The organism is uncultured Photobacterium sp., from assembly GCF_947502415.1.
Taxonomy (GTDB): Bacteria; Pseudomonadota; Gammaproteobacteria; order Enterobacterales; family Vibrionaceae; genus Photobacterium.
This window is the reverse complement of record NZ_CANMZV010000032.1, coordinates 20,387-33,247: the sequence shown is the minus strand read 5'-3', so window position 1 is coordinate 33,247 and position 12,861 is coordinate 20,387. Positions and strand designations below refer to the sequence as shown.

Annotated in this window: 10 protein-coding genes and 1 tRNA gene; 10 read left to right on the top strand and 1 reads right to left on the bottom strand. The window is 49.9% G+C overall.

The window, feature by feature from the left end:
* From Q0852_RS21830 to luxS, 10 genes are all read left to right on the top strand, one after another.
* A tRNA-Arg gene (locus tag Q0852_RS21830) sits at nucleotides 1-77 on the top strand.
* A 603-nt stretch (nucleotides 78-680) separates the two neighbouring features.
* Nucleotides 681-932, top strand: a complete 252-nt coding sequence (locus tag Q0852_RS21825; RefSeq protein WP_299022119.1) for an oxaloacetate decarboxylase subunit gamma — start codon at nucleotides 681-683, stop codon at nucleotides 930-932.
* A gap of 47 nt (nucleotides 933-979) precedes the next feature.
* Nucleotides 980-2,746: a sodium-extruding oxaloacetate decarboxylase subunit alpha gene (gene oadA / locus Q0852_RS21820; RefSeq protein ID WP_299022118.1), complete on the top strand. Its 1,767-nt coding sequence runs from the start codon at nucleotides 980-982 to the stop codon at nucleotides 2,744-2,746.
* A gap of 10 nt (nucleotides 2,747-2,756) precedes the next feature.
* Nucleotides 2,757-3,887: a sodium ion-translocating decarboxylase subunit beta gene (locus tag Q0852_RS21815; RefSeq protein ID WP_299022117.1), complete on the top strand. Its 1,131-nt coding sequence runs from the start codon at nucleotides 2,757-2,759 to the stop codon at nucleotides 3,885-3,887.
* Between the two features lie 191 nt (nucleotides 3,888-4,078).
* Nucleotides 4,079-5,035: an NADP-dependent oxidoreductase gene (locus Q0852_RS21810; protein ID WP_299022115.1), complete on the top strand. Its 957-nt coding sequence runs from the start codon at nucleotides 4,079-4,081 to the stop codon at nucleotides 5,033-5,035.
* 60 nt (nucleotides 5,036-5,095) lie between these two features.
* Nucleotides 5,096-5,527, top strand: a complete 432-nt coding sequence (locus Q0852_RS21805) for a YqaA family protein (RefSeq protein WP_299022114.1) — start codon at nucleotides 5,096-5,098, stop codon at nucleotides 5,525-5,527.
* Between the two features lie 11 nt (nucleotides 5,528-5,538).
* Nucleotides 5,539-8,394 carry a pitrilysin family protein gene (locus Q0852_RS21800; protein ID WP_299022111.1) on the top strand — a complete coding sequence of 952 codons (2,856 nt, stop codon included), beginning with the start codon at nucleotides 5,539-5,541 and terminating at the stop codon, nucleotides 8,392-8,394.
* 195 nt (nucleotides 8,395-8,589) lie between these two features.
* Nucleotides 8,590-10,158 carry a glutamate--cysteine ligase gene (gene gshA, locus Q0852_RS21795; RefSeq protein ID WP_299022110.1) on the top strand — a complete coding sequence of 523 codons (1,569 nt, stop codon included), beginning with the start codon at nucleotides 8,590-8,592 and terminating at the stop codon, nucleotides 10,156-10,158.
* 144 nt (nucleotides 10,159-10,302) lie between these two features.
* Nucleotides 10,303-10,914, top strand: a complete 612-nt coding sequence (locus Q0852_RS21790) for a hypothetical protein (RefSeq protein ID WP_299022109.1) — start codon at nucleotides 10,303-10,305, stop codon at nucleotides 10,912-10,914.
* Between the two features lie 52 nt (nucleotides 10,915-10,966).
* Nucleotides 10,967-11,485: an S-ribosylhomocysteine lyase gene (gene luxS, locus Q0852_RS21785; RefSeq protein WP_299022107.1), complete on the top strand. Its 519-nt coding sequence runs from the start codon at nucleotides 10,967-10,969 to the stop codon at nucleotides 11,483-11,485.
* A gap of 78 nt (nucleotides 11,486-11,563) precedes the next feature.
* Here luxS and Q0852_RS21780 read toward each other — a convergent pair whose 3' ends face one another.
* A complete protein-coding gene (locus Q0852_RS21780; protein ID WP_299022105.1) occupies nucleotides 11,564-12,841 on the bottom strand; it encodes a CNNM domain-containing protein in 1,278 nt (425 codons plus the stop codon).
* Nucleotides 12,842-12,861: the final 20 nt, after the last annotated feature.

Below are 12,861 nucleotides of genomic sequence, written 5' to 3'. Positions count from 1 at the left end.
GCGTCCGTAGCTCAGCTGGATAGAGTACCTGGCTACGAACCAGGCGGTCGGAGGTTCGAATCCTCCCGGACGCGCCATTATTTAAAAGCTCAGCTTCGGCTGGGCTTTTTTTATATCTGGCCATTTCTTACCTACCAAGCTCAAACACGTTAACTCTTTCTAATAAATCGGGTGCATCCTGCTCTTCACTATAAGCTCCAAATGACATCACAATATTATTAACTGGGCCTCTCTAAACTTTTGAAACTGATTTGTTCTGATATGGTTATTACTCCTACAGGGATTATCAATTTATTCGATTGGCATAAGAAATAACAAGAAATCAGGTGACGAATTTCCGTTTTATTCTCTTTCTCCTGTTTCAACTATTTACTCTGTCATTACGCTGCCTAAAAAATTTTTAATAAGGCGAGATTTCTTACGTTTACGTAAACGTAACAAAATTGCTCGAGTGCGTGATAAATAAAGCGATACCAGTGTGTTAGAGGGATGTGCTTCGGCAGTTTTCTTTCTGTGAGTTATGAAAAATTCTGGCCTTAGTTCACGTTTTCACTCTAACCGGGTGAAAAGCTAACCTTGATACATGGTGTTTTGACGGTGTGTTAATCAATTTGACATGTTTTTGTTTACTGTGTTAATTCTTAACGCGCCAGTCACAATCGCAATAAAAGGAAGCAATAATGGCAGATTTAGGAAGTTTGCTGTGGGAAGCAGCTACGATCATGGTTACGGGTATGGTCGTGGTATTTGTGTTTCTCAGTATCCTGATCTTATTAGTTCAACTGTTGGCGAAGGTTGTACCGAAGGAGCCAGAACAGGACTTTCATCCACAAACAGCCTCAACTGTTGCCCCTGACCACAGTGGTGTTACGCCGGATGTTATCGCGGCGATAAGCGCTGCTGTCCAACAGTATCGTCAGCATAAAGCCTGACACGTTGTTTTTTGTCAGGGTGATTTATTTACAAGGAGTTTGTGAGCATGTCTAAGCCTTTAGCTATTACTGATGTTGTATTACGTGATGCTCATCAGTCACTTTTTGCCACTCGGTTGCGTATCGAGGATATGCTGCCGATCGCCCAGCAGCTTGATAATGTTGGTTATTGGTCTCTTGAAACCTGGGGTGGTGCGACTTTTGATGCCTGTATCCGTTATTTGGGGGAAGACCCATGGGAGCGCCTGCGTACCTTAAAACAGGCGATGCCGAAAACTCCGATGCAAATGTTGCTGCGGGGACAAAATTTATTGGGTTACCGGCATTATGCGGATGATGTGGTTGAAAAGTTTGTTGAACGAGCCCATGCCAACGGGATGGATGTGTTCCGTATTTTTGATGCGATGAATGATGTCCGCAACTTTGAAACGGCAGTGAAAGCAACCGTTGATGTCGGAGCTCATGCTCAAGGCACGATTTCTTATACGACTAGCCCGGTTCATAACCTCGATACCTGGACTGATTTAGCCAAACGGCTGGAAGATCTCGGTTGTCATTCTATCTGTATCAAAGATATGTCCGGTCTGCTTAAGCCTTACGAGGCAGAGGAGCTGGTCAAGCGGATCAAAGCCTCTTGTGATGTGCCTTTGGCACTGCACTGTCATGCCACGACGGGGCTTTCGACGGCCACGGCGATCAAGGCGGTCGAAGCAGGATTAGATATTTTGGATACCGCAATATCATCAATGAGCCAGACTTATGGCCATACCCCGACCGAAACCGTGATAGCAATGCTGGAAGGAACCGATCGTGATACAACACTCAACCTGCAGCAGTTGGAGCCTATTGCGAGCTACTTCCGTGATGTCCGGAAAAAATATGCCAAGTTTGAAGGTAGCTTGAAAGGGGTTGATGCCCGTATTTTGCTGGCTCAGGTGCCGGGCGGGATGCTGACCAACATGGAAAGTCAGCTGAAGGAGCAAGGTGCTGCGGATCGATTTGACGAAGTGCTTGAGGAGATCCCACGGGTGCGTGAAGATCTCGGGTTTATCCCGTTGGTGACCCCGACGTCGCAGATTGTAGGAACTCAGGCAGTACTAAATGTGCTGACCGGCGAGCGTTATAAGAGTATCAGTAAGGAAACAGCCGGGGTGCTGAAAGGTGAGTACGGTCAGGCTCCGGCGCCGGTCAATGCTGAATTGCAGGCTAAGGTATTGGATGGGGCTGAGCCGGTGACTTGCCGTCCAGCAGATTTGATTGAAGATGAACTCGATAGCATGACCGCCGATCTGCAAGCGAAAGCCAAGTCAGACGGAATAGCACTGGCTGACGAACTGGCGGACGATGTGCTGACTTATGCGCTGTTCCCACAGGTTGGATTGAATTTCCTGAAAAATCGCAATAACCCCGATGCTTTTGAGCCAGCTCCGGGCACAGAATCTGAGCCTGTTTCTGCTGCGGCCCCGGTGGTTTCGGCCGATGGCGTTGAAGCTTATAGCGTGAAGGTTAATGGTCAGGTGTACGACGTTGAAGTTGGCCCTGCCGGCCAGGTCTCTGCTGTGAGCCCGGCAGCAGCCCCGGCTTCAGCACCGTTAGATACCGCTGAGCGGGTATCTTCACCGTTGGCTGGCAATATATTTAAGATCAATGTTCAGCCTGGCAATATTGTTGCCGAAGGTGATGTATTGGTCGTGCTTGAAGCGATGAAGATGGAGACAGAGGTTAGGGCTTCTCGTGATGGGGTTGTGCAGGATCTGCATGTTAAAGAAGGTGATACCGTGGTTGTGGGTTCGCCGATTCTGAGTCTGGCATAAAGAGGTTTCCATGGACGGTTTATTGAAACTCTGGCTAGAAACAGGGATTGCAAATTTTGAGTTCGGTCAGCTGGTGATGATCCTGGTCGGTGCCTGCTTGCTGTTTCTGGCGATCTACAAAGGGTTCGAGCCTTTACTGCTTTTGCCGATGGGCTTTGGTGCCATTCTGGCCAACATTCCTAATGCCGGGTTTACCGAACCGGGTGGATTGCTTTATTACATTTATTATATCGGTATTGAAACCGGGGTGTTTCCACTCCTGATTTTTATGGGGGTCGGGGCGATGACCGATTTCGGGGCGCTGATTGCAAACCCGAAAACTTTGCTGTTGGGAGCGGCCGCTCAGTTCGGTATCTTCTTTACTCTGTTCGGAGCAATCTTGCTGAATCTGGTTCCGGGCATTGATTTTACCATGGCTGATGCATCGTCGATTGCGATTATCGGGGGAGCCGATGGCCCGACGGCAATTTTCCTGGCTAGCCGGTTGTCACCGGATCTGCTGGGTGCAATTGCAGTCGCTGCTTATAGTTATATGGCTTTAGTTCCGATCATTCAGCCACCGATCATGAAGGCTCTGACAACACCGGAAGAGCGGACTATTCAGATGGAGCAGTTACGCCATGTCAGTAAGGGCGAGAAAGTTCTGTTTCCGTTGGCGGTGTTGTTGATGACGATTTTGTTTCTACCTTCGGCGACTCCGCTGGTCGGAATGTTTTGTCTCGGTAACCTGATGCGTGAGTCCGGTGTGGTGGATCGCTTGTCTAACACGGTTCAGAATGAATTGATCAATATTGTGACTATCATGCTTGGTCTGGGGGTAGGCTCAAAGCTGGAAGCGGACAAGTTCCTCCAGTTTGAGACCTTGGGGATCCTGATTCTCGGTGCCGTGGCCTTCAGTGTTGGCACCGGCGGTGGTGTATTGATGGCTAAGCTGCTGAATCGCTATAGCAAGGAAGACATCAACCCGTTGATTGGGGCTGCCGGAGTATCGGCTGTACCGATGGCGGCACGGGTTGTGAATAAGGTTGGTCTGGAGGCTAATCCGCATAACTTTTTGTTGATGCATGCAATGGGGCCTAATGTGGCCGGTGTCCTCGGTTCGGCGGTGGCGGCTGGTATTTTGCTTGCCTTGGTAGGATAGTCTATGAATACAATGTGTTAGCAGAAAGGTGACGGGCAGCCAGTGGTTGCCCGTTTTCTTTTTTGGCATACAGAATAGTTTTGAAAACAGAACTTCGTCACAGTGGTCAGTAATGTTGGCGATGAGCGGTTACTTATGTCGGTGAGTATCAGGTAGTATGGTGGGAAATCGAGACGGATAAGGAATAGGGAATGAACGAGTGTCAGCAATTAGCTATTACCCAGTTTGGTCAGCCGTCGGTGTTGGTCATGCAGACTGTCGAGGTTCCGCAACTTTCGGATGGTGAGGTGCTGGTCAAAGTTGCCTATGCCGGAGTGAATCCGATTGATGTTAAAACCCGTGCCGGGTTGGGCTGGGCCGCCCAGCAGAACAAAGAAAACCTGCCTTGGGTTCCGGGCTATGATATTTCCGGTGAGGTAGTTGCTGTGGGTGCGGGAGTGGCAAGCCTTGAGCTGGGAGATGCGGTTTCAGGCTTTGTTGGCTTTCCTTTACAGGGTGGGGGTTACAGTGAATATATGGTGGCTGATGCCGATGCATTGAGCCGGGTTGATACTGATAACGTTTCATTGATTGAAGCGGCGGCGTTGCCATTGGCGGGCCAGACTGCATGGCAGTCGCTGAATAAGGCGAAAGTTTCTGTTGGTGATCAGGTCTTAATCCTGGCTGGTGCCGGTGGTGTTGGTCATATTGCTATCCAGCTGGCGGTTGCTAGGGGAGCAACGGTTGTTGCCAGCTGCTCGGCAGATAATGTGGACTTTGTTTCCAAACTGGGGGCTATCGCGCTGGATTACCGCCTGGCACCACTGAACGAGCAGATTGCTAAAGTGGATGTGCTGATTGATTTGATGGGCGGCGATGTAGGTATGGCAGCTCTTGAATGCGTCAAGTCTGGCGGCCGGGTGGTAACAGTACCGACGATCACGGCTGATGCTGTTTGCGAGCGAGCCCGAGAGTTAGGTCTGGAAGCTGAAGGTATGTTGGTCTCGCCATCGCTTGAGCAGAACAATGCCATGATGGCAATGTTGAAGGCTGGAACACTGCAGCTTTATATTGCGGCTCAGTATCGCCTTTGTGATGGGGCGCAGGCTCACCAGCAGATCGAGTCCGGGCATACGCGAGGTAAGATTGTGCTGTCTGTGGGCGTTTAACGTGGCGATATCTGCTCCTATGGGTATTCGCTGTTACCTGACGATGAACAAGTTGTTTGAATGCTAGAGTTATTTCATGGTGAATCAGCATTGTGGATGCTATTTACCACTGGTTTTTTGAGTGCCACCCTTTTGCCGGGCGGCTCTGAGGCGAATCTCATCGCAACCTTGAAGCTCGGTGATAATGTCGTGTGGTTGGTTGTGTTGGTTGCCACATTAGGCAATACATTGGGCGGGATGACCAATTACTGGTTGGGAAGATTGCTGCCAGATAAAACTTCTGATGAATATCATGGTCATAAGGCTTTGCGATGGTTGAAAAAATATGGATTCGGTTCGTTATTTTTCAGCTGGCTGCCCGTGATCGGTGATCCGTTGTGTCTGGCCGCTGGCTGGTTGCGTATGCACCACTGGCTGAGTTTTTTCATCATTATGACGGGGAAAGCTGCACGCTACACCGTGTTGGCACTGATCGTTCAAGGTTTTTTATAAGGAATGCTTACGTGCAAAAGTGGATTCTAGGGGTTGCGCTATTTTCGTTGGCTGGGTGTGGCAACCTGGCAACGAAAGAGAGTCAAGCGCCCGCGTTGCCTGAAGGGGTAACATTTGTTGAACAGGTGACAAAACAAGCATCGGATGTGCCTGTTATTCCGTATTCAAAGTATACCTTGTCAAATGGACTGATTGTATTGCTGCATGAGGATAATTCAGATCCGCTGGTTCATGTGGATGTGACCTATCATGTCGGTTCAGCCCGTGAAGAGCTGGGTAAATCCGGCTTTGCCCATTTCTTCGAGCACATGATGTTTCAGGGCTCAGAAAACGTCGGTGATCAGGAACACTTCCGTTTGATTACTGAGGCTGGTGGTACTTTAAATGGAACGACTAACCGCGATCGAACAAATTATTTCGAAACCGTACCGTCGAATCAGCTTGAAAAAATGCTGTGGCTGGAATCGGATCGGATGGGCTTCCTGCTAGGTGCCGTGTCTCAGCGCAAGTTTGAAATCCAGCGCTCGACGGTAAAGAATGAGCGTGCCCAGCGTTATGAAAACCGCCCGTATGGCCTGGTTTATGAGCGAATGGGCGAAGCGTTATTCCCGCCGACTCATCCGTATTCATGGCAACCTATCGGCTATGTCGCAGATCTGGACCGGGTTGATGTGAATGATTTGAAAGCCTTCTTCCTGCGTTGGTACGGGCCTAATAATGCTACGCTGACCATTGGTGGTGATATTGATGCCGAGCAGACTCTGGCTTGGGTTAATCAGTATTTCGGCTCGATTCCACGTGGTCCGGAAGTGGCTAAGACAGCCAAGAAACCGGTGACTCTGGACGCTGACCGCTACCTGACGCTGGAAGATAAGATCCAGCAGCCAATGTTGTTGATGGCTTGGCCTACTTCCTACAACGGGGCCGATGATGAGGCATCGCTGGATATGTTGGCGCGGGTGATTGGTGGTGGCAAAAACAGCCTGATGTATCAGAACCTGGTGAAAACAGGTGAGGTGCTGGATGCCGGTGCTTTCCATGACTGTGCCGAGCTGGCTTGTACCATGTATGTTTATGCCATGGGCCAGAGTGGTGACAAAGGCAACCTGAAAGAGCTGCGTCGCAAGGTAACATCGATATTAGGTGGTCTGGAACAACGAGGTGTGAATACCAAGGAGCTCAATGAGCTCAAAGGCACGGTTGAAGCGAATGCGATTTTTGGCCTTCAGAGTGTGAGCGGTAAGGTATCGCAGCTGGCGGCTTACCAAACTTTCTTTAATGATCCAGGCTATCTTGGTGTTGAGTTACGTAATTTGCGCGCGGTGACGCCGGAGAGTATGGAGCAGGCCTACATGCGCTACATCAACGGTAATCCGAGCGTGACACTGAGTGTGGTGCCTAAAGGCAACATAGCCTTGCAAGCCGCGAAACCGAACTTTACTCCACCGGTTCGGATTATCCCTGAGCACAAGAAGGTGAACGAAGATCAGCTACTGCTGAGAAAGGCGGTGGATAGCTTTGACCGTTCAGTGATGCCTCAACCGTCTTCGCCTGTTGAGGCAGTGATGCCGGAGTTGTACCAGTTTAAGCTGGCAAACGGGATCAAGGTGCTGGGAACAAAATACCGTGAAACACCGACGGTTGAGTTACAGATAGTCGTGCCGGCGGGGCGTCGTTTCGAGGCTGAAGGCAAGATGGGATTGGCTAAGCTGACTGCGACCATGATGATGGAAGCAACGAAGCAATCTACAGCGGAAGAGATTTCTTCCCGCCTGGATAGCCTGGGGAGTTCAATTAGCTTTAATGCTGGTCTGTATGGAACTGTGGTGTCGGTGAGTTCGCTGGAGAAGAACCTGACGCAAACCTTGACAATTCTTGATGAGCGTCTGTTTGCCCCAGCGTTTGCAGACGCAGATTTTGAGCGTATCAAGCAACAGGCGCTGGAAGGGGTTATCTACGAGCACCAGCGTCCGGCTTGGTTGGCAAGTCAGGCAACGAGGGAAGTGCTGTATGGTGGCACGTCATTCAGTCTTCCACCTGAAGGGACAACAGCGTCGCTGAACGCCATTACCCTTGATGATGTGAAAGATTTTTACCAGCGTTATTACACGCCGAATGGGACGGATATTGTCGTCGTCGGCGATATTACGGCGAACAAGCTGACAGAGCAACTGGACTTCCTCGCGAAATGGCAGGGGGCGCCGGAACCAGGTTTCACGACTCCGTCTTTGCCTGCGCTTTCAAAGCAGACGCTATGGATGGTGGACAAGCCGGGAGCACCACAGACAATGATCCGTCTGGTTCGTCATGGCCTGCCTTATGACGCGACAGGGGAGCTGTTTGAAACTCAGCTGTCGAACTTCAATCTGGCCGGAAACTTTAATAGCCGAATCAACCTCAATTTACGTGAAGATAAAGGCTATACCTATGGTGCCGGTGGTTACCAGATGGGTGGTCGAGAGGTCGGCCAGTCGGTGTTTTATGCTCAGGTTCGGGCTGACTCCAGCCTGGCGTCGGTAAAGGAGTTTCTTGCCGAGCTTAAGAAAATGAGTACCGAAGGGGTAACCGACAAAGAAGTGGCCTTTATGCGTCTTGCTGTCGGTCAGAAAGATGCCCTTAACTATGAAACGCCGGGCAAGAAGGCTCAGTTATTGGGGCAGATCCTGACTTACTCGTTACCGGAAAACTTTGTTGAGACCCGAAACGACATTGTTGCGGCGATCAGCAAGCAGCGTCTGGATGAGTTGGCGGCGAAATGGTTCAACCCGGAAGATTACCAGATCATCGTGGTGGGTGATGCCAAGTCGCTGATCCCGCAATTTGAAACGCTGGGTATTCCGATTAAAACCCTGCAATTACAGCAGTAGTTTTTAGCAGTAATCAGTAACAGCCGGCACCTTATATGCCGGCTGTTTTATTGAAGCAGTTTGTTGCGTGGATACCCACCAGAATTGAGCCAGATTGTTTACAGGCTGTAAAACTGTTTAGCTGTAATAATCATGGTAATCATAAACAATAATGATTACTCTACCCCACTTAGATGTTATTGATTGAGAATCGTCTTGATGGATTTTTCACAAAGGTTGCAGCAGGTTTCTGCAAACCCGGACGCACTAACTCAGATAGGGCGAGGCCTAGAGCGAGAAGCGCTACGTATCACTCCTCAGGGAGGACTGTCTGCAGAGCCTCATCCTGCTGGATTGGGTTCCGCGCTAACTAACAAATGGGTAACAACAGACTTTGCTGAGTCGTTGCTGGAGTTCATTACTCCTGTATCGCAAAGTGTCGATCATTTGTTGTCGCAGCTTAGTGATATTCATCAGTTCACTTACAGTAAGCTGGATCAGGAAAACCTCTGGCCGATGTCTATGCCGTGTTTTGTCGGTAGTGAAGAAGATATCACCTTGGCCCAGTACGGAACGTCGAACAATGGTCGAATGAAGACCTTGTACCGTGAAGGCCTGAAACACCGCTATGGCAGTGTCATGCAGGTTATTTCCGGGGTGCATTTTAATTTTTCGTTTCCTGAAACGTTCTGGGATCACTTGTTCGGTAAACAAGATGAACAGGCTCGCCAGGACGCTGTGTCGGATGCGTATTTCGGCCTGATCCGTAACTATTACCGTTTTGGCTGGTTGATCCCTTATTTGTTTGGTGCCTCCCCTGCCTTGTGCAGCTCGTTTGTCGACAAGAGCAACACCTCGTTGAACTTTGAAGAAGTCGGTAACGGGACTTATTACTTGCCGAATGCGACAGCGTTACGCCTGAGTGACCTTGGCTATACCAACCATGAGCAAAGTTCGCTGAAAATCGGCTTTAATAGCCTGGACCAGTACCTGGATGGCTTGCGCCAGGCGATCCGTACTCCTTCTGAGGAATTCGCAAAGATAGGTGTAAAAGTTGATGGTCAATACCGCCAGCTTAATGCGAATGTGCTGCAGATTGAAAATGAGCTGTATGCCCCAATTCGTCCTAAGCGAGTAGCGCGAGGTAGCGAGAAACCATCGGAAGCGCTGGAGCGTGGTGGTGTCGAGTATATTGAAGTGCGTTCGTTGGATGTTAACCCGTTCAGCCCGATCGGTATTACTGAAGATCAGGTGCGCTTCCTGGATCTATTCCTGACTTGGGCTGTGCTGTCTCCGTCAGAGCTAATGGATAATGCCGAGCTTGAGTGTTGGCGTGATAACTGGAATAGGGTCGTGCTTGATGGCCGAAATCCTGATTTGATGCTGAAGATTGGTTGTAATGGTGAGCGTCTGTCCGTTCAAGACTGGGGCTTGCGCGTGTTTACCGAACTGGAACAGGTTGCTAAGGCAATGGATGCTGCTGCGGGTGGCGATATCTACCAGCAGACAGTTGCGCGCCTGACAACGTGGATTAATGATCCGGCATTGACATTATCGGCTCAGCTACTGGAACAAATTAAACAGCAGAATGGTATTGGTTCGGTTGGTAGGGAGTTGGCAGATGCCCATGCTCGTCTTTTCCGTGACCGTCAGTTTGCTTTTTATTCTCAGCACGAGTTTGAGCAAGAAGTTGAAGGGTCAAAAGCTAAGCAGTTTGAGGTTGAGCAGAGTGACCGCATGTCGTTCGATGAGTTTCTGGATGACTACTTTGCAGATTTGAAATAATCTAATAGCTTAGAATTTAGGAAAAAAATGGGCAGCGACCTTGCTGCCCGATAACAATAATTTCGCAGGGATGACGGCAGTGTTACTGCCAATCACTTATTCAGACCACCATTCTCCGGTTTGGTTCCAAGTTTGAGGGAATATATGCGAACAGCGATCCGCCAAGCCCTTTGTGCCGGCCTTGTCATTACCTTGTCTGGTTGCGCTACGCCGCCACCCAAAGATCAGTCCAACCTATGTAATATTTTCCGTGAAAAGCCTGATTGGTATGAGTATGCCATTGATATGCAAGATGAGTGGGGAACCCCTGTTCAGGTTGCAATGGCATTTATTAAGCAGGAAAGCAGTTTCCGCCATGATGCCCGGCCACCTAAAGACTATATTCTGGGTTTTATTCCCTGGGGGTGGGTCAGCAGCGCGTATGGTTATGCCCAGGCTCAGGACCCAGCATGGAAGGACTACCAGAAAGCGACCGGTAACGGTGGCTCGCGTACAGATTTTGCTGATTCCCTGATGTTTGTTGGTTGGTATACGGCTGAAACCCAGCGGCAACTAGGTGTTTCTAAATGGGATGCCTATAGTCAGTACCTGGCTTACCATGAAGGACGTGGTGGCTTTAAGCGGGGAACCTATAGATCGAAGCCGACACTGATAAAGGTGTCACGTAAAGTAGAACAGCAAGCCAAGGATTATGGCTGGCAGCTTAAGCAGTGCCGGCAGGAGCTGGAAGATAATCGCAGCTGGTGGCCGTTTTGATCTAGGCTATGGTTATCTCGTCGTGATTACGTAGGCAAAGGAGAAGGAAACAATGCCATTACTTGATAGTTTTACCGTTGATCACACCCGGATGCATGCACCGGCTGTCCGGGTCGCGAAAACCATGCAGACCCCGAAAGGGGATACTATTACGGTGTTCGACTTGCGTTTTTGCCGCCCGAACATTGATATCCTCAGCGAGCGCGGGATCCATACTTTAGAGCACCTCTATGCCGGCTTTATGCGCCAGCATCTTAACTCAGATAGTGTCGAGATCATTGATATCTCCCCGATGGGCTGCCGGACTGGCTTCTACATGAGTTTGATCGGCGCGCCTAGCGAGCGGCAAGTGGCGCAGGGCTGGAGGGAAGCAATGGAAGATGTGCTTAAGGTGGAGTCACAGGATAAGATCCCTGAGCTTAATGAATACCAGTGCGGAACGTTCAGTATGCACTCGCTGGACGAAGCTAAGCAAATTGCCCGTTCGATTTTGGATCAGGGAATAGACGTGAATAAAAACGACGAGCTGGCCTTACCTGATTCTATGCTGCAAGATCTGAAGGTTAAATAGGATACAGTACGCATATATTAAAAAGCCGGCATCATGCCGGCTTTTGCGTTTGTGGGCTACATATGTTTTTTGCTGGTATTAGCCTGTCTTCTGCAGTTGGTTCGGCAGGACTTTGACCAGCTTGATCATGTTCTCGGAGACCTCGATAATTTCCATCTGGTGGCCGCTTACCTCGATACTGAGCTGGCTGTCCGGGATATCTTCCAGGTGTTCCAGGATCAGGCCGTTCAGGGTGCGAGGACCATCAGTAGGCAGATCCCAGTTCAGGCTTTTGTTCAGGTCGCGGATATTGGCACTGCCCTCAATCATCAGGCTGCCGTCATCCTGTGGAGTGATTTCTTCAGCCAGGGTCGGGGCCATTGAGGTGGTAAATTCACCGACAATCTCTTCCAGAATATCTTCCAGGGTGATCAGGCCCTGGATATCACCGTATTCATCAACAATCAGGCCGATACGCTCTTTATTGCGCTGGAATTTGAGCAGCTGGATATTGAGCGGTGTACCTTCTGGGATGAAGTATACTTCATCGGCTGCACGCAATAGGTTTTCCTTGCTGAATTCATTTTTGTCCATCATTAGGCGATACGCTTCCCGTACCCGCAGCATGCCCACTACTTCATCGATGCTGTCGCGAAAGAGTACGATTCGGCCATGAGCCGAGTGGCTGAGCTGGCGAACAATGGATTTCCAATCGTCATTGATGTTGATGGCAGCAATATCACTACGCGGTACCATTAAATCCTCAACTGTGACGTTTTCCAGATCGAGGATCGACAGCAGCATATCCTGGTGGCGGCGCGGGATCAGGCCTCCGGCTTCGTTCACGACAGTACGCAGTTCGTCAGAGCTCAGCTTGGAATCGTTCATGTTATCGACTTTGAGCCCCAGTAGGATTAGGAAGCTGTTGGTGATACCGTTGACCAGCCAAACCAGCGGATACAAAATCCGCATGAGCAGCTGTAACAGGATACTACTGGTATAGGAGACCTTTTCCGGGTAGAGGGCGGCCAGGGTTTTCGGTGTGACTTCGGCGAACACCAGTACGACCAGGGTCAGGGCGCCTGTGGCAATGGCAACACCCATGTCGCCATAAAGGCGCATCCCCAGAATTGTTGCAATAGCTGAGGCCAGGATATTGACGAGGTTGTTACCGATCAGGATTAGGCCGATCAAGCGGTCGGGGCGGGACAGCAGCTTTTCGACACGCTTAGCCCCGCGGTGGCCCTGGTTAGCAAGATGTCTTAGCTTATAGCGATTGAGTGCCATCATGCCCGTTTCAGAACCGGAGAAATACCCGGAAATGACGAGTAGTAATATCAGGAGGGAGAATAACACTCCCGTGGAGATATCGTCCAAAAAGCTCTTTCCTTAACGTT

Bases quoted from the DNA above. Each gene is read 5' to 3' on its own strand.
- Q0852_RS21810 (WP_299022115.1), top strand. From the start codon at position 4,079: ATGAACGAGTGTCAGCAATTAGCTATTACCCAGTTTGGTCAGCCGTCG.
- Q0852_RS21790 (WP_299022109.1), top strand. From the start codon at position 10,303: ATGCGAACAGCGATCCGCCAAGCCCTTTGTGCCGGCCTTGTCATTACC.
- Q0852_RS21825 (WP_299022119.1), top strand. From the start codon at position 681: ATGGCAGATTTAGGAAGTTTGCTGTGGGAAGCAGCTACGATCATGGTT.
- Q0852_RS21805 (WP_299022114.1), top strand. From the start codon at position 5,096: ATGCTAGAGTTATTTCATGGTGAATCAGCATTGTGGATGCTATTTACC.
- oadA (WP_299022118.1), top strand. From the start codon at position 980: ATGTCTAAGCCTTTAGCTATTACTGATGTTGTATTACGTGATGCTCAT.
- Q0852_RS21815 (WP_299022117.1), top strand. From the start codon at position 2,757: ATGGACGGTTTATTGAAACTCTGGCTAGAAACAGGGATTGCAAATTTT.
- luxS (WP_299022107.1), top strand. From the start codon at position 10,967: ATGCCATTACTTGATAGTTTTACCGTTGATCACACCCGGATGCATGCA.